The following is a 22,616-nucleotide window of genomic DNA, read 5'->3' on the forward strand; positions in this document are numbered from 1 at the left end:
AATGGGGGAGGGACCCTCACGTGAAAAAATTAACAGAAACGCTGAAAGCATACAAGCGAATTTTGGGTAGTCGGAAGGGAGGTGGCCGGACGCTTACTTAGAATCAAACTGGTACAAAAGATCGAATACAGCGATATTATTTTCGATCTTTAGTGGTGCCTTGCCGTTCATATTTGCAATGATAAGCGGTACTTGATTTGATATCTGTGACGAGTCAGGTTTGCACTTGAGTGTTACGTAGGTCTTGTCGGCACACCAAATTTCTGGCCGCAAGGGGTGATCGGAAAATACAATAATTCTGAAATTGTCTCCAAATACCGACTTGGCTCTTTGCGCCACCAGTCCAACTATTGAAGCACCCTCTTTAATGTTGTCAGCATATTCTACACTCAAGGTCTTCAAAGGAATCCCCATTAGCGGGTGTGGCACCTGAAGATGTGCAAATAGAATTCCTCCTTTTTGCCAGAAAGGCGCTTCCATCAGCGTTTTGCTCATGCCGTCACGTAAGGCCAGAAATGTTTTTCTGTCTGACTCGGAGGCTTCGCAATTCCAGAAATCCAGTTCGTTGACCCCAGGGAAGCTGCAGGCCAATTCTATGCCAGCTGACTTTATTGGAAAAGGAGAAAAAGAGCAGGAACGAAGACCTTGAATGGAGCAATAGCGGTGATAGAAACCCACGATGTCAATATTCTCCGAGCTAGCCTTTACTTTAGAAAAATCCAATACTTTGCTTGTACTGCAGATTTGCGTGGGCCCACAAGCCACTGATTGGTCAAAATTTGTCCTCATCCAAATTGCGGGAATAACGTTGATCGTGTTCTTTCCCGCTGGATTTATATTTTTTACTGTGACATGTAATCCGGCTGCTTGCAGTTGCTTGACAACAGGCCCGGCTGCGCTGGCACTGAGTTCGTCTAACAGCAAAACAATCGTGTTTTGCGATGGCATATTTGGAGCCGCTACTGTCGGTGGTTGATCGCTTGGGCTTGGCCAGTAGACAGTGGAGGCATTCGTGTGCGCAAGCACCACTGGGAAAAAGATGAAAATCATTCCTCCGACGATTCCAGCCAAGTACAGACGTTTCCAAGTGTCAATACTGATTTTGAGGGTTAATAAACTCGCAATGATAGCCGATGCCACTGCGAGTGTTTTTTGCAAGGCATTGCTTTGCATCGGAATCAATTCCAACTGCTTAAGGTAATTGAACCCGATAAAGGTCAACAACAGGGCTATACCGACGTTTATAAATTTTATTGTTGTGGCTTGCCCCAATCCACGGCGCAGCAGTGCAACACAAACGATAACAAAGACAACCAGCAGCCCGAAAGCGAGGGTGATTTCGCTTGCTGCGTGATGCTGAAAGTACAGGCTGCTCCAGATCCAGTCAGTCTGCCTAAGCAACAGTAGCGTGAGCAACGCCAAGGTCGCTGCATAAAGCGGCTGCCCTGCCTGTATTTCGGTCACAGTTTCTTGAGCAGACATAGCGTGCGCAGTGTATTCGGTACGGAATAGCTTGCAACCGTACTGAAATATTGACTAAAGGCCGCCATTTGTACAGCCACAGAAAACTCCTTGGGCTCGCGCTTGCGCTGGCTGCACAGGTGCAAGACCATCGGATCATTTTCATCGAGTAATTCAACGATCAGGAACTCGCGCGTAATGTGTGCCGCCATCTGCGCAATTTTCTCCATATGAATACCTTCAGATATCGCCAGGTGATGAATGAGCGCCAGCATCAACAGCATGTCGGCGCGCTGATGCAGACGAGTCATGAGCGAAGGAAATTCATCACCGCACCAACCGCGCCCGCCAACCATATCCCCCAAATTGGTGACGAGAGGGTGAATATTCGTGGCGTTGCTTTGCGAAAGCACAAGCTTTTGAATGGCGTCATGGTCCAGGTCGACGGCGATTACATCGGCGCCGGTTCCGGCCGACAGAACCGTAAATTCTCCAGTGTTGCAGCCGAGGTCCACCACCCAAGCAGGTGCGGTGTTTTTCAGCCATTCGCCTACCTTTTGAAATTTTGCAGTGGAAGCTTCGTCGGTATAGTGATGGCGCGTGTCGGTATAGTCAGCCCAATGGCTACGCGCTTGGTTGGGTTTTCCACCATTGAGCATGGATTGGCAGAAACCGTAAAGACTGCCATGTAGATGTTTACCATCTTTTGCCGGTACTTGAGTGCGAGCTTGGGATTTGTTGTTGCTTGCCACCATGAGTGGCCAGTATCGTGTCATGTATCGTTTGAGACCTAGCAAAGTACGAGCAACATCCGGTGGAATGCCATCGCGATAGGTGCTGTAAGTTTGGTGTGGCTTCAAGCCGCGCTGCTGCGACACTGCAAGTGGCAGCAGAAAATGACGAGTGAACTGACCAAACGCCCACCACTGCGGCGTAACAATCGGCTGGAACGAAAGGTGATCACAGAATATGGGTTGATTGCCCTGGAAAATTACGTTCCATGCGGAAGCGTCTTTCAGTTCATGTCCAGCACCGAGAATTTCACGCGAGATATCTAGCGTGAGTTGTGCCGCCAAATAAAGTTGTGCGTCACACCACTCAAAGGGGTAACTGACGAAAGGCAACTTAGGCGACTCGACTGTTTCGGGCGCGGTGAACTCGAACGGAATCAGCCGACCGGCTTCTACGAGCGTCGCAGCAGCTTTCGATAGAAGAAATTGCTTGGCGGTGGCGGTGGGGTGGATGCGACGAATGACTTTTTGTCCCTGAAATTCAATCGTGCCTTCAGGATCACGCATCGTTATTTTTCTTTCGACTAAACAGCTTGGCGATCATTTGCCGAGGCTTCTTGAGAAATGTTAATGCTGCACCAATGATGGCAAAAATACTCTGTAGCAGCAGGAGGGCTGAGCCGGGATCAACATAGGCATAAGCCGGGGAAGAAAAAGCTACACAGATCAGTACCGCACGCAAGACGATCTTTAAATCGATGTAAATAAATTTCATTACTTCTGTACCTTTTCAATGCATGTATCAGGAAAAATACCATTGGTGGCGTTCTCAAAAAACAAGTGCAACACCTTCTGCTGTAAGGTGCCGCCATGGCGAAAATCTAACAGCATGTCGCCATCCAAGAGCGTGCAGCCGTCATGACCATGCGCGATAACCTGTACTCCAATCGAGCCATTGTTAAACATCTTTGCCGTTCGGTCAGCACGATTTGCTACGAAATCACACACACCGCTGTCGCCAGTGACTACCATGCCAAGCGGGTACCATTCCAGTGCCGGGCCCGTCAGATTGCTCCCAGTGGTTGAGCAAACTCCAGGCCCGCAGCATCCTGCCCGAAATCGTTCGGGATCAGCGCAAGCTTCTCTGGTCACCACAGAAAATAACGTGCGAACCGCAGCTCCTATGAGATGCCAGGGTACAAAATCCTCACCGAGCGCACTGTCTTGCGATTGACTTTGCCGATCCGCAGGGCCCTTGGCAACGGGGGGAACGAGAACGCCAAAGGTCTGCGGCACTAGTACATGCCCAAAGGCACTGACTTATCGATTTACTCCCAGGGCGGATTCAACGATATTGCGCTGTCGCCCAATACGCGTGCGTCGAAGATTGGATTTGAATCGACGTTGCCCGTGTATACTCATCACATGGCATTACTGCAACATCTAGCGAATGCTTTTCATTAACCCAGTGTTGTACTTGGAGTATGAAATCGCTGGGCATCAGATATATACCAACCGTTACGTTGTAATAATATAGCGGATCCATGGTTTGAGACAGCAGTTTAAGCTATCTCGTACACATGTCGGGGATCGTTGGCCGCGATGTTGCGCCGGTGCAACCGGCTGTCCACGTGAAGCCCCGATTCGTCGGCATTGATGGAGGTCGTCCTTGTCCGTTTCGGATAGTCTCGAGAGATGGGGGCGCTTCAGTGGCATGCCGTAGCGATACGGTAAAACAGTTTCGTTTACAAGTGCTATTTGCGGCGTTTACTCAGGCTGAACAATGACTATTTTTCACTCCTGTCTATAGGTCATATTTAATTTTGACACAGCCTCAATGCGTCCCGCCAATCAGGAATACGACAAAAAGTATCCATCAAGCGCTGTGATGACAGTACAGAATTGATCGGACGCGTCGCTGGTACAGGATAGTCTTGAGCCAATATCGGTTTTAATCTTGGCTTTTTCGTAATTGAAGGATGGGCCATGATCGCTTCGGTAAAACCGAACCAGCTGGTCCTTCCTTGCGCCGTCAAATGATACAGACCGGAGCGTGGCTGCCACCACTCTTGCTGGTCGCTTGCCGTCAGGCTTTGCGCCACGATATGTGCCGTGGTATCGGCAATGGTACGACTCCACGTCGGTGCGCCGAACTGATCGGATACGATACCTAGTTCTTCTCGCTCCTTTGCCAGGCGCAGCATGGTCAACAGAAAGTTTTTGCCATGCGTGCTATAGACCCAGCTGGTGCGCAAGATCAGGTGCGGGATGCCAGCGGCCTGGATCGCCTGTTCTCCGGCCAGTTTGCTGTTGCCGTAGACATTGATCGGGCAAGTTGGATCAGTTTCGACATATGGGGCATCTTTTGATCCGTCAAACACGTAATCGGTACTGTAATGGATCATCGCGGCCCCCAGCTTTTTTGCCTCTTCCGCCATCACGCCCGGCGCTTCGCCGTTGATGCGCATTGCCAGTTCAGGCTCGCTCTCGGCCTTGTCGACTGCAGTGTAGGCGGCCGGATTAACGATCAGGGTCGGCTTGATGCGACGGATTACCTCGCGTACCTGGTCCAGATCAGCCAGGTCCATCTGGCTGCGGTCTAGCGCGATGATCTCTCCCAAACCTTGCAGGCTGCGTTCCAGTTCGTAGCCGACCTGGCCGGTTTTTCCTGTAATTAAGATACGGCTCATATTTGTTCCCGTGAATGGTGGTGCGGCTGTATTACAGTGCTTCGGCGAAGACGTCGGCATTGGTCAGCAGTGTGCCGACTTTGTCCTTGCCAGACAGTAACGGTTCGCCGTCCAGCGGCCAGTCGATACCGATCGCCGGGTCATTCCACAGGATGCTACGCTCGAACTCCGGTGCCCAATAGTCAGTTGTCTTGTACAGGAACTCGGCGCTGTCGCTGGTGACAACGAAGCCGTGCGCAAAGCCTTCCGGTATCCACAGCTGGCGTTTGTTGGCCGCGGATAAGGTCACACCTACCCAGTGGCCAAACGTCGGCGAGCTCTTGCGCAGGTCGACGGCAACGTCGAAGACTTCGCCCGCCGTCACGCGCACCAGTTTGCCTTGTGGCTGCTGGATCTGGTAGTGCAAGCCGCGCAACACGCCCTTGGCCGACTTGGAGTGATTGTCCTGTACGAAATCGCGCGTGACGCCGGTCAGTTCGGCAAAGCGCTTCTGGTTAAAGCTTTCGTAGAAAAAGCCGCGATCATCGCCAAATACGGTTGGCTCGAGGATCAGGACATCAGGTATGGCGGTGGTTTGAATTTTCATTTTCAGGCTTTAGTATATTTTCTCTTCGAGCAAGCGCATCAGGTATTGGCCGTAAGCGTTCTTTTTCAAGGGTTGTGCCAATGACTCGAGCTTGGCCGCGTCGATGTAGCCGCGACGGTAGGAGATTTCCTCTGGGCAGGCAACCTTCAAGCCCTGGCGGTTCTCGATGGTGGCGATGAATTGGCCCGCTTCAAGTAACGATTCATGCGTGCCGGTATCGAGCCATGCCATACCGCGGCCCATCAGTTCGACGTTCAGTTGGCCCCGCTCCAGATAGGTGCGGTTGACATCCGTAATTTCCAGCTCGCCACGTGGTGACGGGGCGATGCCGGCAGCGATATCGCACACCTGGCTGTCATAGAAATACAGGCCGGTGACGGCATAGTTCGATTTTGGTTTGAGTGGCTTTTCCTCGATGCTGACGGCGCGACGTTGCGCGTCGAAATCGACGACGCCATAGCGTTCCGGATCGTGTACGTGATAGGCGAACACGGTCGAGCCGCTGGTGCGTGCCGAGGCTTCGCGTAACTGCGTTTCAAAGTCATGGCCGTAATAGATGTTGTCGCCCAAGATCAGGGCCGATGGTGCATCGCCGACAAACTCTTTGCCAATGATGAACGCCTGTGCCAGGCCATCCGGGCTGGGCTGCACCGCATAAGTCAGGCTGATACCCCACTGGCTGCCATCGCCCAGCAACTCCTGGAAGCGCGGGGTATCTTGTGGTGTGGAAATGATCAGGATGTCGCGTATGCCGGCCAGCATCAGGGTGGTCAGCGGATAATAGATCATCGGCTTGTCATATACGGGCAGCAGCTGCTTCGATACGGCCATGGTGACGGGATACAGGCGCGTGCCGGAACCGCCAGCGAGGATGATGCCCTTGCGTTCGATGGTGGTTGCCATTATTGCTGCTCCTGGGCCGTGTCGCGCGCCGCGTAGTTTTTCTCTACCCACTTCAGATAGTCGCCCGACTGGACATCGCGTACCCAGGCCTGGTTGTCCAGGTACCACTGGACGGTCTTGCGGATGCCGGTGGCGAAGGTTTCGGCCGGCTTCCAGCCCAGTTCGCGCTCGATCTTGCGTGCATCGATGGCGTAGCGGCGGTCATGGCCTGGACGATCCTGTACATAGGTGATTTGTTCGCGATAGCTGCCGGATGCCTTGGGATCGAGCGTGTCGAGGATATCGCACAGGGTGTGCACGACTTCCAGGTTGGCCATTTCATTCCAGCCGCCCACGTTGTAGACCTCGCCCAGGCGTCCCGCTTCCAGGACGCGGCGAATCGCCGAGCAATGGTCGCCCACGTACAGCCAGTCGCGCACTTGCATGCCATCGCCATAGATAGGCAAGGCTTTGCCGGCACGGGCATTGCTGATGATGAGCGGAATCAGTTTTTCCGGGAAATGGAAGGAGCCATAGTTGTTCGAGCAGTTGGTGGTGAGTACCGGCATGCCGTAGGTATGAAAATAGGCGCGCACCAGATGATCGGACGCCGCTTTCGATGCCGAGTATGGGCTGTTGGGCGCATACGGCGTTGTTTCCGTGAATGGCGGGTCATTCGGTCCCAGTGTGCCATACACCTCGTCGGTCGAGACGTGCAGGAAACGGAAGCCATCCTTGGCCTCGCCTGTCAGGCCGGACCAGTAAGCGCGCGCCGCTTCGAGCAGGCTGAAGGTACCGTTGACGTTGGTCGAAATGAATTCGCCGGGGCTATGAATCGAACGATCGACATGGCTCTCTGCAGCAAAATGCACGATGGCGCGTGGCTGGTGTTCTGCCAGCAGGCGGGAGATGTGCGCGGTGTCGCAAATGTCGCCGCGTACAAAGATATGCCGCTTGTCTTGCTCCAGGCTTGCCAAATTGCTGAGATTGCCAGCATAGGTCAGTTTGTCAAAATTGATCACGGGCTCATCGTTGAGCGCCAGCCAGTCGCGTACAAAATTGGAACCGATGAAGCCGGCGCCGCCAGTCACTAAAATCATGCTGTTATCCTTTTTCTGGAACATTGCCACAATGCCCCCTCGACAAATTGTCTTGAGCGCGAAGGCAATTAAATATTCTTAAATGCAACTATTAACTTAATAACGCTACTAATATGCGCCATCTTTCTTGAAAATGACTTTAACCGTTTTCAGTAGTATGACAATGTCATTGAATAAAGACCAGTTCTTGACATACCAGGCATCCAGATAAACGCGCGTATCATAGCTGACGTCGTTCCTGCCGCTGACTTGCCATAGGCCCGTGACCCCGGGTTTCGCTTCCAGGTAATAGTCTACCTGGGGGCCATAACGTTCCAGTTCCGCATCGACAACCGGGCGCGGCCCGACCAGGCTCATTTCGCCTTTCAGCACATTCCATAGCTGCGGTAATTCATCAAGGCTGGTCCGGCGCAGGAAGTGGCCGATCGAGGTGATGCGCGGGTCGTTCTTCAGTTTGAAATCACGGTCCCATTCGGCACGGGCTTCAGGATCGCGTTCCAGTAATTCCTTGAGCAAAACGTCGGCGTTCACGGCCATGGTGCGGAACTTGTAGCAGAGAAAATGCTTGCCATTCTGGCCCACGCGTTTGTGGCCGTAGAAGATGGGACTGCCCGATGCCATGACCTTGGCCGCGATCCACAGCAAGATGGGGGCGCCGATGATCAGCACGCAGATCGAGGCCGTCAGATCAAAGCAGCGCTTAATCAGTTGTAAGCCTGGCCGCGCCAGGTTGTTGCGCATGGTCAGCAGCAAGACTTCATGTGTAAAGAAATGGTTGACCTCCATACCGTACAGGGGCAAGCCGCGTACGGCTGGCACAACTTGCATATTGGCAACGCAACGGCTGACTTGTTGGATCATGCCCTGATAGGCGTCGATGCCGCCTTGCTCCAGGGCCACAACCGTATGCGGGTTGCCCAGCAGCTTGAGCGTTTGTTCCGGGTGCTCCCCCAGCCAAATGGAGGGCACCACTTGCTTGCTGCGGTTCACATAATGATGTTCCAGGCGGTCTTGGCCTTCCGGTATCAGGAACGCAATCAGGCGATAGCCCATCAAGGCTTCCTCATCGAAGGCGCGTGCTGTTTGCAGGGCATTGTCACCCCATCCGATGATGACCATGGGGCGTATCCAGCCGCCCGCTTTCATCAGCAGGTATTTGACCATGCCGCGCAGCAGCAAGACACAGCATGGCACCAGCAGCCAGGTGGCCAACAGTGCCTCGCGCGAGGAGTCGCGCTTGTCGAGGAAGACCAGGGCCGCATCGATCAGGCCCATGACCATGGCGATCTTCAGCAGTTCCTTGATTTCATTCGAATAAGGACGGCGTTTGGCATGATGCCCCTTTAGCTTGAAGATGGCCACAGTGACCACGGATAGCAGGCTGTAACTGAGCAGGCGCGAACTATCCAGCCCGAAGCTGTTCAAGTCGCTGGCATCGAGCGTCCATTTGCCAGCAAACCAGAATGCCATGAACAGGGCAAGCGCGTCGGCAAAGGCGAGAAAATATTTTTCTGCCCTGCTGCTGCAATACCATTTTACTTCTTGTACAAAGATGCCTTCGATTGGTTTCATGATACTTGCTAAACCTTATAAACTTCAGTGTGAATTCTTGCGGTGCCGCATGCGTGGTGATGACGTATTTGCTTGGTCAAGCGCGGCCGTAGCGGTCTTCAAAGCGGACAATATCGTCTTCCCCAAGGTAGCTACCCGATTGAATTTCAATCAATTCCAGCGGTAGCTTGCCTGGGTTGGCCAGAGAATGGGCCACGCCGAGGGGAATATAAGTGGACTGGTTCTCGGTCAACAAATATTCCTTGTCGCCATTGGTGATCTGCGCCGTGCCGGAGACCACGATCCAGTGCTCGGCGCGGTGGTGATGCATTTGCAATGACAGCTTGGCGCCTGGCTTGACAGTGATCCGCTTGACCTGGAAGCGTTCGCCATTGCCGATGGAATCATAGGAGCCCCACGGACGGAAAACTTCACGGTGCATGGTGGCCTCGGGACGCTCCCTGGCGACCAGTTGCGCAACCAAGGTTTTTGTTTGTTGTGCCTGGTCCGCATCCATGACCAGCACGGCATCGGCCGTTTCCACGATCACGGTATTGCGCATGCCGATGGCGGTGACCAGGCGGCTAGTGCTGTGTACCAGGCAATCGTTGCAATCCTGAATCAGCACATCGCCATGGGCGCTATTGCTATCGGCATCTTTTTCTGCCACGTCGAGTACGGCTTTCCAAGAGCCGATATCATTCCAGCCCGCATCGAGGGCGATGGTCGAGGCATGGCTGGTGCGCTCCATGACGGCGTAGTCGACGGCGATATCGGGGCTGGCGGCGTAGGCATCCTTGTCCAGGCGAATGAAGTCGAGGTCGCTCTTTGCTGCAGTAATGGCAGCGCGGCACGCCGCCAGGACGGCGGGTTGGAAGTGCTCCAGCTCTTCCAGGTAGCGGCTGGCGCGGAACAGGAACATGCCGCTGTTCCAGAAGTAATCACCGTTGGCGATATATTGTTCTGCAAGCGCCAGGGCCGGCTTTTCCACGAATTCAAGTACGCGTTGGACTTGCCCGTTTGCAGCGCCCTCGGCGCGAATATAGCCGTATCCTGTTTCTGGACCCGTTGGCGTGATGCCGAAAGTCAGCAAATTACCTGCCTCTGCAGCAGTACGCGCCAGCGCAATGGTCCGATGGAACGCCGGGGTATCCAGAATGACGTGGTCCGATGGCAGCACCAGCAGGAGCGGATCTTCGCCGTTCTCCATCGCATGCAAGGCGGCCGAGGCGATCGCCGGCGCCGTATTGCGGCGCATGGGTTCGAGTAACAGGCGGCTATGTTCCAGGCCGATCTCACGCACTTGCTCCGCGACAATGAAGCGCGAGGATTCGTTGCATACCAGCAGTGCTGGCGACGCGTTGTCGATGTCTGCCAGGCGCTGCAGCGTTTGTTGCAGCATGCTGCCCTGGGTCGACAAGCGCAGAAACTGCTTTGGGAATGCCTCGCGCGAAAGCGGCCATAAACGTGTGCCGGAACCACCGCAAAGAATCACTGGTACGAGGGGAATAGTCATTTCTGCATCAAGGTATATTGGATGGTATTGAATAATTGCTTAGTTGGCATATTTTGAAACTCGTCCGGCTTGCATACATACATGCTAGTAAAAAATCAATGTTGTAAGCAGGGGCAGTATTTTAATAAATTACAAGAATCTTTGTACTTTCTTTTGACACTATAGAATCTGAGAGACATGCACGTTTTAGCGCGTCCCGTATTGTAGTTTGCTACCCTTGTGTTCTTATTGACGTACAACGTTTTCAAGCAAAAAAGCAACAAACACGCCCACCGCCGTCAAACTGAGGAGCAACACTGCTCCGGCCGCGCAGTCCTTGGCAATCTTGATGCTTGGATGCAGAGAAGGATGGAGGTGATCAATCAGGTGCTCCAGCGCGGTGTTAAACAATTCGGCAGCCAGGACCATTCCGCAATTGAGCAAGAGCAAGGCCCACCATATCAAGGGAGGTCGGGACCAACAAAGTACGATGATCACCGTCAGAGCAGCCAGGCATTGCAGGCGAAAGCTCGATTCCAGGCAGAGGGCAGCGCTTATGCCCTGCAGGGCAAATCCCAAGCGCTTGAAGAAAGGCTGGTTCTTCATGGCAACTGAAGTGACGGCGCGGGATATTTTACTGACATGAAGGCGGATCTCTCATGAATAGATGAGAATCGCAGGCGTTGCCTTACGATATGACATCATTCGTTCATAGCAGAAAGATTGATGCCAATCTTTTTGATGTTTGATAAAAAGTAAAAAAAGCCCATTTTCAAATGAAAAGGGCTTTTATTGCAATAGTTAAAATATTTGAGTACGTCAACTATTGCGGCACCAAGCCTTCACCTTTCGGCTTGACATCAAGCTGCAGGATGGGCTATCTGTCGCTGCTTGGGCAGCCAGATATTAATGGTGGGTTGGGGTCGTGTGCGCGGTGGTCGAATCCGAGCTAGCAGCACCAGCCACAACGGCAACTGCTGCGCCGATTGCGATCAGGGCGCTCGTGCTCAGGCCGGCAACAGTGCCGCCGGCAGCAGCGCCAGCTGCTGGTGCAGCAGCTGCTGGTGCAGGAGCTGGTGCCGATTGAGCCATGGCTTGTGCGGAAGCGAAGCACAGGATTGCCGAAGCGATCAGAATTTTCTTCATGGGATATCCTTTTAGGTTGAACAGCGGGAATGCTAAACTGTCACGCGATTGTAGCAACATTTCTCCAGCTAGTCTGTGCCACACAGTTCACGGTAACAATAATTTATTCTATTTTAGCGGTATACCAAACGATTCATCGTGTCCGGCCGGCCGCATTGTTGTGCTATATCAACAAAAACGACATGGTACCGATATGACTTTATTTGTCTTTTTTGTAAAGTATCGCGAGAATTGGCGGAAAATTCGAAAGCGACCCGCAAGTTTGCCAAGTCCTTGCCATCCCGCGTAAAATGCAGGCTTCGCGGGTGTAGCTCAATGGTAGAGCAGAAGCTTCCCAAGCTTACGACGAGGGTTCGATTCCCTTCACCCGCTCCATTTTTCGCTGGCGCCTGGCTGGATGCGGCGCAGCCACTTATTTCTCCATTCCCATGTCTTCTGATACCCCAGCAAACGGCCCGGCGCGGCCGATGATGTACGATCCGACCGAACACCGCATCCGCAGTTTCGTGACCCGCGCGGGACGGCTTTCCGTGGCGCAGGCGCGCGCGCTAGAGACCCTGGGTCCGCAGTTCCTGCTGCCTTTCGCCAAGGAATCGATGGATTTCGAGCAGGTGTTCGGCCGCAAGGCGCCTGTCATCCTGGAAATCGGCTTCGGCATGGGCGCGACGACCGCGCATATCGCCAAAGCCATGCCGGAGAAGGATTTTATTGGCGTCGAAGTGCATACGCCCGGTGTCGGCAGTCTGTTGAAGCTGATCGGCGAAGAGTCGCTGACGAATCTGCGCCTGCTGCAGCACGATGCGGTGGAAGTGCTCACGCACATGATTCCCGCCAATTCGCTGGCTGGCATCCACGTTTTCTTCCCCGATCCATGGCACAAGGCGCGCCATAACAAGCGCCGCCTGATACAGTCGCCGTTCGTCAAGCAGTTGACCGAGCGCCTGGCGCCGGGCGGCTATCTGCATTGCGCCACCGATTGGGAAGATTATGCGGTGCAAATGCTGGACGTGCTGGGCGCCGAGCCGCAATTGCGCAATAGCGCTGAGGGCTACGCGCCGCAACCGGCGTATCGTCCGCTGACCAAATTTGAAAACCGTGGCTTGAAGCTGGGCCATGGCGTGTGGGATCTGGTGTTCATCAAGAAATAACCTGGCGGTTTGCCCACCTGTGCCGTTTGCACGAGAATAAGCCTGCCGCGGCGACGCCGCAGGCTTTTTTAATACGCGCGCTAGCGTGCGCTGGCTAGGCAAGGCGGGCGAATTACGGTAGTCTTATTTTTTTGCATTGATTGATATTATGTCCAAGAAAATACTCGTGACCGGCGCATCCGGTTTCATCGGTTCGCATACTTGTGTCGAATTGCTGGCTGCCGGCTTTGATGTCGTCGCGGTGGATAATTTGTGCAACAGCGCGCGCGAAGCGATGGCGCGCGTGGAGCGCATTGCCGGTAAAAGCGTGCCCTTCTATGAAGCGGACGTGCGCGACCGCGCGGCCATGGCCGCCATCCTGCGCGAACACGCCATCGATGCCGTGATCCATTTCGCCGGCTTGAAGGCGGTGGGCGAATCCGTGGCGCAGCCGCTGATGTATATGGATAACAATGTGTCGGGCACCGTGGCCCTGCTGGAAGTGCTGGCGGCGGCGAACGTGAAGCGTTTTGTCTTCAGCTCGTCGGCCACCGTGTATGGCGATCCGGAAGCCTTGCCGATCCTGGAATCGTCGCGCCTGTCCGTGACCAACCCGTATGGCCGCTCGAAGCTGATGGTCGAGCAGATCCTGGGGGATCTCGTGCATGCTGATGCTCAATGGCAGGTCGGCGTGCTGCGCTACTTTAATCCGGTCGGCGCGCATGCCAGCGGCTTGATCGGTGAAGATCCGGCCGGCATCCCGAACAACCTGATGCCCTTCATCGCCCAGGTGGCCGTGGGCCGCCGCGAGCGCCTGGCCGTGTTCGGCAACGACTACGCTACGCCGGATGGCACGGGCGTGCGCGACTACATTCACGTGGTCGACCTGGCGCTGGGTCATGTGGCCGCGCTGAACCGCCTGTTCTCCACCGAGGGCGGCTTTACCGTCAACCTGGGTACGGGCCACGGCTACAGCGTGCTCGACACCGTACGTGCCTTCGAAGCGGCCAGCGGCCGCAAGGTGCCGTACGACATCGTGCCGCGCCGCCCCGGCGACATCGCCAGCTGCTACGCCTCGGCCGACAAGGCAAAGCAATTGCTGGGCTGGCAAGCACAGAAAAACATCGACGACATGTGCCGCGACCACTGGCGCTGGCAGCACCAGAATCCGCAAGGCTACGCAGCGTAAAAAAAGTCCGCCAGGCCAGATATAAAAAATCCCGCTCACACGTCAGTGTGGCGGGATTTTTTTTAGAGTGCCAGCAACCCAATGGCGCCTGAAAAATGTCTGGGGCTAGGCGCAAAGCCGAAGACAGTACGCTAGTACGGCGAGGCGAAGCAACAACGCCCCAGGCATTTTCTCAGGCAGCCATTATGGATACAAGCCGCGCACTTCGCGAGCTTGCAGCACGCGCGTGCATGCCAGGATGAAGGTCGCGGTACGCATCGACACTTTCTTCTCTTGCGACACTTGCCATACCGAGTCGAACGCTTCGCGCATGATGCGGGTCAGGCGGCTGTTGATTTCTTCTTCCGTCCAGAAGAAGCTCGAGAAGTTCTGCGCCCACTCGAAGTAGCTGACGGTCACGCCGCCGGCGTTGGCCAGCACGTCCGGCACGATCAAGACACCACGGTCGGTCAGGATATCGTCCGCTGCCGGCAGGGTCGGGCCATTGGCGCCTTCCAGGATGATCTTGGCGCGGATGACTTGTGCGCGTTCAGCCGTGATTTGCTGTTCCAGCGCGGCCGGGATCAGGATGTCGCAATCGATGCCCCAGAAATCTTCGCGTGGCACGAATGCCTCGGCGCCCGGGAAGCCTTCGACGCTGCCCACTTCGGCCACGTGTGCCAGCAATTGCGGGATGTTCAAGCCGCCGGCGTGCACGACGGTGGTCTTGTGGTCTTGTACCGCGACCACTTTCGAGCCGGCTTCAGCGAACATGCGGGCAGCGACGCCGCCCACGTTGCCGAAACCTTGCACGATGACTTTCGCGCCTTCGAGCGACATGCCGACCTTGGCGGCCGCATCGCAACCGACGACGAACACGCCGCGGCCCGTCGCGTCGCGGCGACCCAGGCTGCCGCCCAGCGAAATTGGTTTACCCGTCACCACGCCGGTCGACATATTGCCGCCGATCATGGCGTAGCTGTCCATCATCCACGCCATGACTTGTTCATTCGTGTTGACGTCCGGCGCCGGGATATCCTTGTTCGGTCCGATGATCATGCTGATCTCGCTCGTGTAGCGGCGGGTCAGGCGTTGCAGTTCGTTGCGCGACAGGGTTTTCGGATCGACACGGATACCGCCCTTGGCGCCGCCGTATGGCACGTTGACCGCTGCATTCTTGACCGTCATCCAGGCCGACAGGGCCATCACTTCCGACAGGGTCACGTCCTGGTGGAAGCGCACGCCGCCCTTGCCCGGACCGCGCGACAGATTGTGCTGCACGCGGTAGCCTTCGTAGTGGGCAATGGTGCCGTCATCGCGCTCGATAGGCACGTCGACCGTCAGGATGCGCTTTGGACGCTTCAGCGTTTCCACCCAGCGCGACAGGTTGCCCAGGTACGGCGTAACGCGGTCGATCTGCTCGAGGTAGACGCCCCATGGGCCCAGGTCTTCAGGATTGAGGTAGGAAGGAAGTGCGTGCTTGCTGGTCATGCTTGATAAGCTCCTGACAATACGAATACGTTAGAGGCACAGCCGAGATGCAGCTGCGCGCAGCGGAACCGCATCGTAGGCGATAGCCTCATGCCCCGGCCAATGCTTTGTGCGCATCCGGTTATGCATTTCTTGCATAGTTGTATTGTCAGGATTGCCAGTCAGGACCGAACGGCCTCGGTGGCGCGTTTGCGGCGCTTGCTGGCGCGCGCCTTGCCTTCCTGCGCCTGCACCAGGTACTGCCACAGGCTTTCGACTATCTGCTTGCCAGGGCGCAGGCTGGATGGACGCTCGCGATATAAACGGATTTCCAGCTCGATTTCCCAGCCTGGTGCGCCGCCGTCGGCGCGTGCCAGATGCTTGTATTTGACGTCGCGCATGACGGCCGATTCGGGGAGGAAAGCGATGCCGCGTCCCTCCAGCGCCATCATTTTCAAGCCTTCTGCCATGTCCGTTTCATAGCAGGTTTCCAGGAACAGCGGGGCCTTGGCATCGGCCAGCAGCAGTTCCACCATGCGTCCCAGGTAAGCGTTGCTCGTGTAGGAGAGGAAGGGCAGCGGCTCCTTGGCGCTGCCGGGCAGGACGAAGTCCGGCACCTTGTCCTGGCCGCAGCGCGCATACGCGCGCAGGGTTTCGCGGCCCATCACCAGCATGTCGTAGCGGCCCGGGTCCAGCTGCACCGGCTGGCGCGGATGGTGGTAGCACAGCAGCAAATCGCAGCCGCCGTCGACCAGTTGCAGCACGGCGTCGTGCACGTTCAGGGCCATCAGGCGGCTGTTGATCGGTGCAAAACCTTCTTCCAAGGCCGTCAGCCACTTCGGCATGAAGGTCAGCGACAGGGTATGCGGCACGGCGAAATCGACGCTCGTTTGCGTGGCGGCGCGCTTGCCGCGCAACAGCGCGCGCACGCCATTGATTTGTCCCAGCATTTCCAGCGCCTGCTCGTAGAACACGGCGCCGGCCGGCGTCAAGCGCGTGGGGTAGGACGTGCGGTCGACCAGGTCGATGCCGAGCCAGTTTTCCAGCGACTGGATGCGCCGCGAGAAGGCTGGCTGGGTGACGTGGCGCAGGGCCGCGGAACGGCTGAAATTATGCGTTTCAGCGAGCGAGATGAAGTCTTCCAGCCATTTGGTTTCCATCGCGGCAGCGTTCTCTTATCAAGGGCAGGGGCAAGGTGCAGTGCTCAGGGCGTCTCGGGCGATGCCGCCGGCTGGTACAGCGCGGCGGGCAGGCCGAAGAAGGATGGCGGCCCCAGGGTCGTGCCATCGAGCGAGCCGCCCGCGTTCAGGGCCTTGTTGATGGCCGCCAGCAGGGAGCTGCGGTCGGCCAGGTTTTGTATCAGCGCGCGCGGGCCGTTGTGGAAAGTGTGCTGGGCGATATCTGCGGCGACGACAAAGATCGGCTCGCGGCGCAGGGGAAACTCCACCCATTCGCCGTCGTCGTCCTGCGCGCAGAAGGTATCGGGCAAGGTCATGTTTTCGGCGCCGGGAAGGTGCGACGCCAGCACCAGGCCGAAGGCTTCCGGCACCACGTCGGCCAGGCGGCGCACGGTGAGGTCGTCCTGCACCAGTAAACGTACTTGCGCTTCCACCGCGTCTTCGGCGTCGGGCTGGGCGCCGAGGATTTTCACGGCCTGGTAAATCAGGTCCGGCGAGAGCGCTTCCATCAAATCTTCCATCAAATCATCTCCAGAATCATGGCGACGATTTCGTCGCCGTACGAGGCCAGTTTTTTCTCGCCCACGCCGCTTACGCCACGCATCTGCTCGAGCGAGGTAGGCTTGGCCTTGGCGATTTCGCGCAGGGTGGCGTCGACAAAAATCACGTAGGCGGGCACGTTGTGCGTGCGCGCCGTTTCCACGCGCCACCAGCGCAGCTTGTCGAAGATCGCCTGCTCGCTGGTGGACAGATCCGTCTCGACATAGCCCTTCGCCACGCTGGTGCTGCGCTTGCTGGTTTTCACCGGTTTCTGGTACTGGCGCAGCTGCACTTTCTGGCCGCCCTTGAGCACGGGGCGCGAAGCGTCCGTCAGTTTCAGCGAGCTGTATTGTTCATGGTCGACCGAGACGAGACCCAGCGCGATGGCCTGGCGCAGGATCGACTTCCATTCCGCTTCGCCCAGATCCGAGCCGATGCCAAACACCGACAGCGAATCGTGGTGCCAGGTCTTGATGCGTTCCGATTCCACGCCGCGCAGCACGTCGATCACGTGGCCGCCGGCGAAGCGCTGGTCGACGCGGTAGATGGCCGACAGCAGTTTTTGCACGGGCACGGTGCCGTCGAAGGACACGGGCGGCACTAAACAGGTATCGCAATTGCCGCACGGCGAAGCCGGTTCGCCGAAGTATTCGAGCAGGCGCATGCGGCGGCAGCTGAGCGTTTCGCACAGGCCCAACATGGCGTCGAGTTTGACGCCCAGCACGCGCTTGAAAGTGTCGTCCGCTTCCGATTCATCGATCATGCGCCGCTGCAGCACCACGTCCTGCAAACCGTACGCCATCCAGGCGTTGGCGGCCATGCCGTCGCGGCCCGCGCGCCCCGTTTCCTGGTAATAGCCCTCGATGCTTTTCGGCAGATCGAGGTGGGCGACAAAGCGCACGTCGGGCTTGTCGATGCCCATGCCGAAGGCGATGGTGGCGACCATGACGATGTTTTCTTCGCGCAGGAAGCGCGCCTGGTTGGCGCTGCGCTTGGCGTACTCCATGCCGGCGTGATACGGCAGGGCGCGGATGCCGCTCTGGTTCAGAAATTCCGCCGTCTCTTCGACCTTTTTGCGTGACAGGCAATAGACGATGCCGCAGTCGCCCGTGTGTTCCGTGTTGATGAAGTCGAGCAGCTGCTTGCGGCCATTCGCCTTTTCCACGATCTGGTAGCGGATGTTCGGGCGGTCGAAGGACGAGACGAACTGGCGCGCGTCTTCCAGCTGCAAACGCAGGGCGATTTCGGCACGCGTCTGCGGGTCGGCCGTGGCCGTGAGCGCGATGCGCGGCACGTCCGGGAACTGCTCGTGCAGCACCGACAGCTTGATGTATTCGGGACGGAAGTCGTGACCCCACTGGGCCACGCAGTGCGCCTCGTCGATGGCGAACAGGGAGATTTTCGAGGCCTGGAACAGGTCCAGGCAGCGCTGCGTCATCAGGCGCTCGGGCGCCACGTAGACGACGTCGATGCCGCCCGTGCGCACCAGGCGCTCGATGCGGCTCGCTTCTTCGTAGGTTTGCGTGGAATTGAGGAAGGCGGCGCGCACGCCGACTTCGGCCAAAGCGTCCACCTGGTCCTGCATCAGCGCGATCAATGGCGAGACGACGACGCCAACACCGTCGCGCAGCAGCGCGGGAATCTGATAGCACAGCGACTTGCCGCCGCCCGTGGGCATCAGCACCAGCGCGTCGCCGCCATGGCTGACGTGGTCGACGATGTCGGCTTGCTGGCCGCGGAAGGCCGGGTAGCCGAAAACGGTTTGCAGCAGGTGCAGCGCGCGCTGGTTAAGATCTTGATTCATAGTGCCTTATTCTGCCCAAACAACCCAGCCGTAGTGGGCGCTGGCCAACACCAGCAAGCCGAACACAATGCGGTACCAGGCAAAAAACGTGAAGTCGTGCGAACTGATATAGCGCAGCAGCCAGCGCACGCACAGGAAGGCGGAGATGAAGGCGGACACGGTGCCCAGGCCAAACAGGGGCACGTCGGTGGCCGACAGGATGTCGCGCGCTTTGTACAGTGAGTAGAAGGTGGCCGCCAGCAGGGTCGGGATGGCCAGGAAGAACGAGAATTCGGTGGCCGTCTTGCGTGACAGGCCCAGCAGCATGCCGCCGATGATGGTCGAGCCGGAGCGGCTGGTGCCGGGGATCAGCGCGAACGCCTGCGCGCAGCCCACTTTCAAGGCGTCGAACGGCGTCATTTCATCGACCGAGTTGACGCGCACGGTGACGGGATTGGTGCGCGCGCGGCGCTCCACCAGCAAAATCACGATGCCGCCGATGATGAAGGCCATGGCCACCGGTACTGGCTTGAACAGCGCATGCTTGATCATCTTGCCGATGGCCAGGCCGATGATGGCCAGGGGCAGGAAGGCGATGGCCACGTTCAGCACGAACTTGCGCGATTTGGCTTCGCTGCCGAAGGTGGTCAGCACGCTGCCGATGCGCTGGCGGTATTCCCAGCACACGGCCAGGATGGCGCCGGCCTGGATGGCGATCTCGAAGACATCCATGACCTCTTTCGAGACATCCTTGGTAAAGTCGAGCAGGCTGCCGGCCAGGATCAGGTGACCCGTGGAAGAAATCGGCAAGAATTCGGTAAAACCTTCGACCAGCCCCATGATGATGGCTTTTAACGCAAGAATGAGATCCATAGGTATAAACGGGTATAAGTGGCAGGATGGGGTGAGTGTGCGGCGCCCACAATGTGCGCGGGGTCGAAGCTTACCATGCCGCAGGCCCGCGGACCTTATTTGGGCGCAGTTGGGCGGCGCTTTTTTAGCGCCGTCCGCCAGGCGAGGGGAGGCTCAGGAAGCCTGTTTTGCCGGCGCCACCAGACGCGCGCTGGCCGCCACCAGCAGCAGGGCGGCGCCCAGCATGGCGAAAGCGATATTGAGGCTGGTGGCGTGGGCGATGAAACCGATCACGGCCGGACCGGCCAGGATGCCCGCATAGCCGATGGTGGTGATGGCTGCCACGGCAAGGCTGGCTGGCATGGCATGCTGATTGCCGGCCGCCGTAAACAGGATGGGCACGATGTTCGCCGCGCCCAGGCCGATCAGCACGAAGCCCGCCATGGCCAGGCTGGCGTGCGGCGCCATGACGGCCAGGAAGAAGCCTGCCGCTGCGCACAGGCCGCCAAAAGTAAGCACCCGCTTGCCGCCAAAGCGGCTGACCACCTTGTCGCCCGTAAATCGACCGACCGTCATGGCGATGGCGAAGGCGGCGTAGCCGAGACCGCCCTTGGCTTCTTCGAGGCCGCGCGTGGTGGTGAGGAACAGGGCGCTCCAGTCGAGGATGGCGCCTTCGGCCAGGAAGACGATAAAGCACAGCAAGCCGATGAAAATGACGGCGCCATGCGGCATGACGAACAGTGGCGTCTTTTCGCCCGAGGCGGATGCCGTCGGCAGCAGATGGCCTTGCGCCGCGCCCAGCACGCCGCACAGCAGCAGCATCACCACCACGCAGGACCAGGCCGGCGTCAGGCCCAGCCACAGCAGCAGGGCCATGCAGGCCGCGCCGGCGAAGCCGCCCACGCTGAACAGCGCGTGAAAGCCCGACATCATGGCGCCGCCGTTGGCTTTTTCGATGATCACGGCCTGGATATTGATGGCCACGTCGAAGGTGCCCATGGCCGCGCCAAACACCAGCAGCACCAGGCCCAGTTGCAGCGGCGTGGCGGCCAGCGCCAGGCCGGGCAGGATGGCGGTCAGCAGCAGGCCGGCGCCGGCGATGACCTTGCGGCAGCCGAAGCGTGCCGTGAGCATGCCCGTAAACGGCATCGCGCACAGCGAGCCGGCGCCCAGGCACAGCAGCAAAATACCGAGAGTGGCTTCATCGAGGCCCAGGCGCGACTTGGCGTAGGGGACCAGCGGTGCCCAGGCGGCCATGCCGAGGCCGGCAGCGAAGAAGACCAGGCGCGTGGCGCGTTGTTGCAGGGTGCCGGTGAGATGCATGGGGGAACTTTTCAAGGTCGGGGTGGATAAAGTCAGGCGCGGGCGCGCAACACTTGCACGCCCAGCCGTTCAAAGGCGGCGATGTGGACAGCGTCGGCATCGGCTTCCAGCACCAGGTGCTGCAGCAAGCCCGTGGCCAGCACGCCGAACGGTGCGGCCGTGCCCAGCTTGTCGCTGGTGACGGCCACCACCACCGCCTTGCTGGCGCCGGCGATGCTGCGCTTGAACTCGGCTTCATCGTAGTTGAACGCCGTCACGCCCGCGTCCGCATCGGCGCCGCAAGCGCCGAGGAAGCACAGGTCGGGATGCATGCGTTCGACCGTGCGCAAGGCTTGCGGACCCAAGCTGGCGCCGGCGCGGCGGTCGACCCGTCCGCCAGCCATGATCAGCTCGATTTCCGGGCGCTCCATCAGCGCCATGGCGATCGCGGGGGCATTCGTGATGACAGTGAGCGCCAACTCTGGCAAGGCGCTGGCGATGGCCAGGTTGGTCGAACCCGCATCAAAAAACAGCACCTGGCCGGCGCGTACGAGCGAGACGGCAGCCTGCGCCAGGCGCGCCTTGCGTTCCGGCGCTTCCTGCTTGCGCTGCGTCAAGGTACCGCCGTCGGGCGCCAGCGGCAGGGCGCCGCCGTACACGCGCTGGCACAGACCGGCGGCCGCCATCTCGCGCAGGTCGCGCCGTATCGTATCTTCGGAAACGTCGAGCTGGCGCGCCAGATCGAGTGCCAGCACGCGGCCGTCGGCATGCAGTTGTTGCTGGATCAGCGCGTGGCGTTGTTTAAGGAGCAGGGTGGCGGACATCGGTATTTGTTTGAAACGTGCAGGAATGTGCATGAATATACGCAAACGTGCAGATGGAGTCAAGCGTACGCTATGCTTCCGTCAAATATGGCCGAAAAAATATAAACTCTGTTAGTGTTGTGAAAAATGGAATGAAATAAGGGAAGCCATGTTTTCAGTTACTTCTTTCAAGGCAAGCTTGCCAGGCCGCGCCCTGCGCCGCAGTGGATGGTTGATCCTGGGCATGATGATCGTGTTGAACGCGCTGCATTACTTGCGCAATGGCACGCTGGGCTGGAGCGATGCACGCGATTCCGTGTTCCTGCTGTTAATCTATTTCGGGATTGCCACATTGCTGGAATACAAGCGCCAGCGCGACGCCGAGGAAGCGGAGGACGCGCGCTGAGCACGGGGCAGGCAGGGACGCCGTTCGTCGCGCCGCTCAGGGCGCCGTCAGCCGTTCCAGCTCGGCCAGCCAGTGCACCGCGTGTTCACGGCTGTCGCCGCACATCTCTGCCGATGGCTGCAAGCCGCCGCAAAAGGCGGGCCGCTGCGGCTGGCCAAAGATATTGCAACGGTTGTCGTCGGCCAGCTGTATGCAGCGCACGCCCGCCGGTTTTCCATCCGGCATGCCGGGAATCGGGCTGGTGATGGACGGTGCGGTGCAGCAGGCGCCGCACGAGGGACGGCATGCCAGGGTGGCGGATGGTGACATGGGATTTCAGACGGGCGGGTGAGGAGCCGACAGTAT

The 22,616-nt window shown here is 57.9% G+C and carries 23 protein-coding genes and 1 tRNA gene; 5 read left to right on the plus strand and 19 right to left on the minus strand.

Going from position 1 to position 22,616, the window contains the following annotated elements; all coding sequences use genetic code 11:
- Positions 1 to 93: 93 nt before the first annotated feature.
- Genes ACPJXG_RS02070 through ACPJXG_RS02080 form a run of 3 tightly spaced genes read right to left on the minus strand, consistent with a single transcriptional unit; the run spans position 94 to position 2,967 of the window.
- Entirely contained in the window at positions 94 to 1,482 is a 1,389-nt protein-coding gene (locus ACPJXG_RS02070) for a hypothetical protein (RefSeq protein WP_425253259.1), read from the minus strand.
- Positions 1,461 to 2,759 (minus strand): hypothetical protein, encoded by a 1,299-nt coding sequence (locus ACPJXG_RS02075; RefSeq protein ID WP_425253260.1) that lies wholly within the window; start codon positions 2,757 to 2,759, stop codon positions 1,461 to 1,463. Before ACPJXG_RS02075 ends, ACPJXG_RS02070 begins: the two co-directional genes overlap by 22 nt.
- Positions 2,752 to 2,967: a hypothetical protein gene (locus tag ACPJXG_RS02080; protein ID WP_425253261.1), complete on the minus strand. Its 216-nt coding sequence runs from the start codon at positions 2,965 to 2,967 to the stop codon at positions 2,752 to 2,754. Before ACPJXG_RS02080 ends, ACPJXG_RS02075 begins: the two co-directional genes overlap by 8 nt.
- Before the next feature lie 149 nt (positions 2,968 to 3,116).
- On the opposite strand from ACPJXG_RS02080, the gene ACPJXG_RS02085 reads away from it, so the two are divergent.
- Positions 3,117 to 3,278, plus strand: coding sequence for a hypothetical protein (locus ACPJXG_RS02085; RefSeq protein ID WP_425254701.1), 162 nt, complete (start codon positions 3,117 to 3,119; stop codon positions 3,276 to 3,278).
- Between the two features lie 731 nt (positions 3,279 to 4,009).
- Here ACPJXG_RS02085 and rfbD read toward each other — a convergent pair.
- The 8 genes from rfbD to ACPJXG_RS02125 all read right to left on the minus strand — a co-directional run bounded on the left by rfbD (position 4,010) and on the right by ACPJXG_RS02125 (position 11,642).
- The gene (gene rfbD / locus ACPJXG_RS02090; RefSeq protein ID WP_425253262.1) at positions 4,010 to 4,882 is read right to left on the minus strand and encodes a dTDP-4-dehydrorhamnose reductase; all 873 of its coding nucleotides are present in this window, start codon (positions 4,880 to 4,882) and stop codon (positions 4,010 to 4,012) included.
- Positions 4,883 to 4,913: 31 nt separating this feature from the next.
- Positions 4,914 to 5,468, minus strand: coding sequence for a dTDP-4-dehydrorhamnose 3,5-epimerase (rfbC, locus tag ACPJXG_RS02095; protein WP_425253263.1), 555 nt, complete (start codon positions 5,466 to 5,468; stop codon positions 4,914 to 4,916).
- Between the two features lie 9 nt (positions 5,469 to 5,477).
- Positions 5,478 to 6,371 carry a glucose-1-phosphate thymidylyltransferase RfbA gene (rfbA, locus tag ACPJXG_RS02100; RefSeq protein ID WP_425253264.1) on the minus strand — a complete coding sequence of 298 codons (894 nt, stop codon included), beginning with the start codon at positions 6,369 to 6,371 and terminating at the stop codon, positions 5,478 to 5,480.
- Positions 6,371 to 7,450: a dTDP-glucose 4,6-dehydratase gene (gene rfbB, locus ACPJXG_RS02105; protein WP_425253265.1), complete on the minus strand. Its 1,080-nt coding sequence runs from the start codon at positions 7,448 to 7,450 to the stop codon at positions 6,371 to 6,373. The genes rfbA and rfbB overlap by 1 nt, the downstream gene beginning before the upstream one ends.
- A 108-nt stretch (positions 7,451 to 7,558) precedes the next feature.
- Positions 7,559 to 9,022: an undecaprenyl-phosphate galactose phosphotransferase WbaP gene (gene wbaP / locus ACPJXG_RS02110; RefSeq protein WP_425253266.1), complete on the minus strand. Its 1,464-nt coding sequence runs from the start codon at positions 9,020 to 9,022 to the stop codon at positions 7,559 to 7,561.
- 76 nt (positions 9,023 to 9,098) lie between these two features.
- Complete coding sequence (locus ACPJXG_RS02115; RefSeq protein WP_425253267.1) at positions 9,099 to 10,517, minus strand: mannose-1-phosphate guanylyltransferase/mannose-6-phosphate isomerase; 1,419 nt, start codon at positions 10,515 to 10,517, stop codon at positions 9,099 to 9,101.
- A gap of 225 nt (positions 10,518 to 10,742) precedes the next feature.
- Complete coding sequence (locus ACPJXG_RS02120) at positions 10,743 to 11,102, minus strand: diacylglycerol kinase (protein ID WP_425253268.1); 360 nt, start codon at positions 11,100 to 11,102, stop codon at positions 10,743 to 10,745.
- A gap of 300 nt (positions 11,103 to 11,402) precedes the next feature.
- Positions 11,403 to 11,642 (minus strand): hypothetical protein, encoded by a 240-nt coding sequence (locus ACPJXG_RS02125; RefSeq protein WP_425253269.1) that lies wholly within the window; start codon positions 11,640 to 11,642, stop codon positions 11,403 to 11,405.
- 301 nt (positions 11,643 to 11,943) lie between these two features.
- Between ACPJXG_RS02125 and ACPJXG_RS02130 the strand changes: the two genes are divergently transcribed.
- From ACPJXG_RS02130 to galE, 3 genes are all read left to right on the plus strand, one after another.
- Positions 11,944 to 12,017: transfer RNA gene (locus ACPJXG_RS02130), tRNA-Gly, on the plus strand.
- Positions 12,018 to 12,109: 92 nt separating this feature from the next.
- Positions 12,110 to 12,790, plus strand: coding sequence for a tRNA (guanosine(46)-N7)-methyltransferase TrmB (trmB, locus tag ACPJXG_RS02135; RefSeq protein WP_035822634.1), 681 nt, complete (start codon positions 12,110 to 12,112; stop codon positions 12,788 to 12,790).
- 148 nt (positions 12,791 to 12,938) lie between these two features.
- Entirely contained in the window at positions 12,939 to 13,958 is a 1,020-nt protein-coding gene (galE, locus tag ACPJXG_RS02140; RefSeq protein ID WP_425253270.1) for a UDP-glucose 4-epimerase GalE, read from the plus strand.
- A gap of 183 nt (positions 13,959 to 14,141) precedes the next feature.
- Here galE and ACPJXG_RS02145 read toward each other — a convergent pair whose 3' ends face one another.
- The 7 genes from ACPJXG_RS02145 to ACPJXG_RS02175 form a co-directional block, all read right to left on the minus strand.
- Entirely contained in the window at positions 14,142 to 15,428 is a 1,287-nt protein-coding gene (locus tag ACPJXG_RS02145; protein WP_035822630.1) for a Glu/Leu/Phe/Val family dehydrogenase, read from the minus strand.
- Between the two features lie 161 nt (positions 15,429 to 15,589).
- Positions 15,590 to 16,567: a LysR family transcriptional regulator gene (locus ACPJXG_RS02150; RefSeq protein ID WP_425253271.1), complete on the minus strand. Its 978-nt coding sequence runs from the start codon at positions 16,565 to 16,567 to the stop codon at positions 15,590 to 15,592.
- A gap of 44 nt (positions 16,568 to 16,611) precedes the next feature.
- Complete coding sequence (locus tag ACPJXG_RS02155; RefSeq protein ID WP_425253272.1) at positions 16,612 to 17,106, minus strand: hypothetical protein; 495 nt, start codon at positions 17,104 to 17,106, stop codon at positions 16,612 to 16,614.
- Positions 17,106 to 18,929 (minus strand): DNA helicase RecQ, encoded by a 1,824-nt coding sequence (gene recQ, locus ACPJXG_RS02160; protein ID WP_035822620.1) that lies wholly within the window; start codon positions 18,927 to 18,929, stop codon positions 17,106 to 17,108. The genes ACPJXG_RS02155 and recQ overlap by 1 nt, the downstream gene beginning before the upstream one ends.
- Positions 18,930 to 18,935: 6 nt before the next feature.
- Entirely contained in the window at positions 18,936 to 19,781 is an 846-nt protein-coding gene (locus ACPJXG_RS02165) for an undecaprenyl-diphosphate phosphatase (protein WP_034785863.1), read from the minus strand.
- A gap of 153 nt (positions 19,782 to 19,934) precedes the next feature.
- Positions 19,935 to 21,083, minus strand: a complete 1,149-nt coding sequence (locus tag ACPJXG_RS02170) for an MFS transporter (protein WP_425253273.1) — start codon at positions 21,081 to 21,083, stop codon at positions 19,935 to 19,937.
- A gap of 32 nt (positions 21,084 to 21,115) precedes the next feature.
- Complete coding sequence (locus ACPJXG_RS02175; RefSeq protein ID WP_035822614.1) at positions 21,116 to 21,886, minus strand: DeoR/GlpR family DNA-binding transcription regulator; 771 nt, start codon at positions 21,884 to 21,886, stop codon at positions 21,116 to 21,118.
- Between the two features lie 148 nt (positions 21,887 to 22,034).
- On the opposite strand from ACPJXG_RS02175, the gene ACPJXG_RS02180 reads away from it, so the two are divergent.
- A complete protein-coding gene (locus ACPJXG_RS02180) occupies positions 22,035 to 22,271 on the plus strand; it encodes a hypothetical protein (protein ID WP_152598787.1) in 237 nt (78 codons plus the stop codon).
- A 36-nt stretch (positions 22,272 to 22,307) separates the two neighbouring features.
- Here ACPJXG_RS02180 and ACPJXG_RS02185 read toward each other — a convergent pair whose 3' ends face one another.
- Positions 22,308 to 22,580 (minus strand): YkgJ family cysteine cluster protein, encoded by a 273-nt coding sequence (locus ACPJXG_RS02185; protein WP_425253274.1) that lies wholly within the window; start codon positions 22,578 to 22,580, stop codon positions 22,308 to 22,310.
- Between the last annotated feature and the right edge of the window lie 36 nt (positions 22,581 to 22,616).

The organism is Janthinobacterium sp. NFX145 (assembly GCF_049810325.1).
Taxonomy (GTDB): domain Bacteria; phylum Pseudomonadota; class Gammaproteobacteria; order Burkholderiales; family Burkholderiaceae_D; genus Janthinobacterium; species Janthinobacterium rivuli.

Bases quoted from the DNA above. Each gene is read 5' to 3' on its own strand.
- galE (WP_425253270.1), top strand. From the start codon at position 12,939: ATGTCCAAGAAAATACTCGTGACCGGCGCATCCGGTTTCATCGGTTCG.
- rfbB (WP_425253265.1), bottom strand. From the start codon at position 7,450: ATGATTTTAGTGACTGGCGGCGCCGGCTTCATCGGTTCCAATTTTGTA.
- ACPJXG_RS02145 (WP_035822630.1), bottom strand. From the start codon at position 15,428: ATGACCAGCAAGCACGCACTTCCTTCCTACCTCAATCCTGAAGACCTG.
- ACPJXG_RS02115 (WP_425253267.1), bottom strand. From the start codon at position 10,517: ATGACTATTCCCCTCGTACCAGTGATTCTTTGCGGTGGTTCCGGCACA.
- ACPJXG_RS02165 (WP_034785863.1), bottom strand. From the start codon at position 19,781: ATGGATCTCATTCTTGCGTTAAAAGCCATCATCATGGGGCTGGTCGAA.
- ACPJXG_RS02075 (WP_425253260.1), bottom strand. From the start codon at position 2,759: ATGCGTGATCCTGAAGGCACGATTGAATTTCAGGGACAAAAAGTCATT.
- ACPJXG_RS02155 (WP_425253272.1), bottom strand. From the start codon at position 17,106: ATGGAAGATTTGATGGAAGCGCTCTCGCCGGACCTGATTTACCAGGCC.
- ACPJXG_RS02070 (WP_425253259.1), bottom strand. From the start codon at position 1,482: ATGTCTGCTCAAGAAACTGTGACCGAAATACAGGCAGGGCAGCCGCTT.
- ACPJXG_RS02120 (WP_425253268.1), bottom strand. From the start codon at position 11,102: ATGAAGAACCAGCCTTTCTTCAAGCGCTTGGGATTTGCCCTGCAGGGC.
- ACPJXG_RS02150 (WP_425253271.1), bottom strand. From the start codon at position 16,567: ATGGAAACCAAATGGCTGGAAGACTTCATCTCGCTCGCTGAAACGCAT.
- ACPJXG_RS02185 (WP_425253274.1), bottom strand. From the start codon at position 22,580: ATGTCACCATCCGCCACCCTGGCATGCCGTCCCTCGTGCGGCGCCTGC.
- rfbD (WP_425253262.1), bottom strand. From the start codon at position 4,882: ATGAGCCGTATCTTAATTACAGGAAAAACCGGCCAGGTCGGCTACGAA.
- ACPJXG_RS02175 (WP_035822614.1), bottom strand. From the start codon at position 21,886: ATGTCCGCCACCCTGCTCCTTAAACAACGCCACGCGCTGATCCAGCAA.
- recQ (WP_035822620.1), bottom strand. From the start codon at position 18,929: ATGAATCAAGATCTTAACCAGCGCGCGCTGCACCTGCTGCAAACCGTT.
- ACPJXG_RS02125 (WP_425253269.1), bottom strand. From the start codon at position 11,642: ATGAAGAAAATTCTGATCGCTTCGGCAATCCTGTGCTTCGCTTCCGCA.
- ACPJXG_RS02180 (WP_152598787.1), top strand. From the start codon at position 22,035: ATGTTTTCAGTTACTTCTTTCAAGGCAAGCTTGCCAGGCCGCGCCCTG.
- trmB (WP_035822634.1), top strand. From the start codon at position 12,110: ATGATGTACGATCCGACCGAACACCGCATCCGCAGTTTCGTGACCCGC.
- ACPJXG_RS02085 (WP_425254701.1), top strand. From the start codon at position 3,117: ATGCGCGATAACCTGTACTCCAATCGAGCCATTGTTAAACATCTTTGC.
- ACPJXG_RS02170 (WP_425253273.1), bottom strand. From the start codon at position 21,083: ATGCATCTCACCGGCACCCTGCAACAACGCGCCACGCGCCTGGTCTTC.
- wbaP (WP_425253266.1), bottom strand. From the start codon at position 9,022: ATGAAACCAATCGAAGGCATCTTTGTACAAGAAGTAAAATGGTATTGC.
- ACPJXG_RS02080 (WP_425253261.1), bottom strand. From the start codon at position 2,967: ATGAAATTTATTTACATCGATTTAAAGATCGTCTTGCGTGCGGTACTG.
- rfbC (WP_425253263.1), bottom strand. From the start codon at position 5,468: ATGAAAATTCAAACCACCGCCATACCTGATGTCCTGATCCTCGAGCCA.
- rfbA (WP_425253264.1), bottom strand. From the start codon at position 6,371: ATGGCAACCACCATCGAACGCAAGGGCATCATCCTCGCTGGCGGTTCC.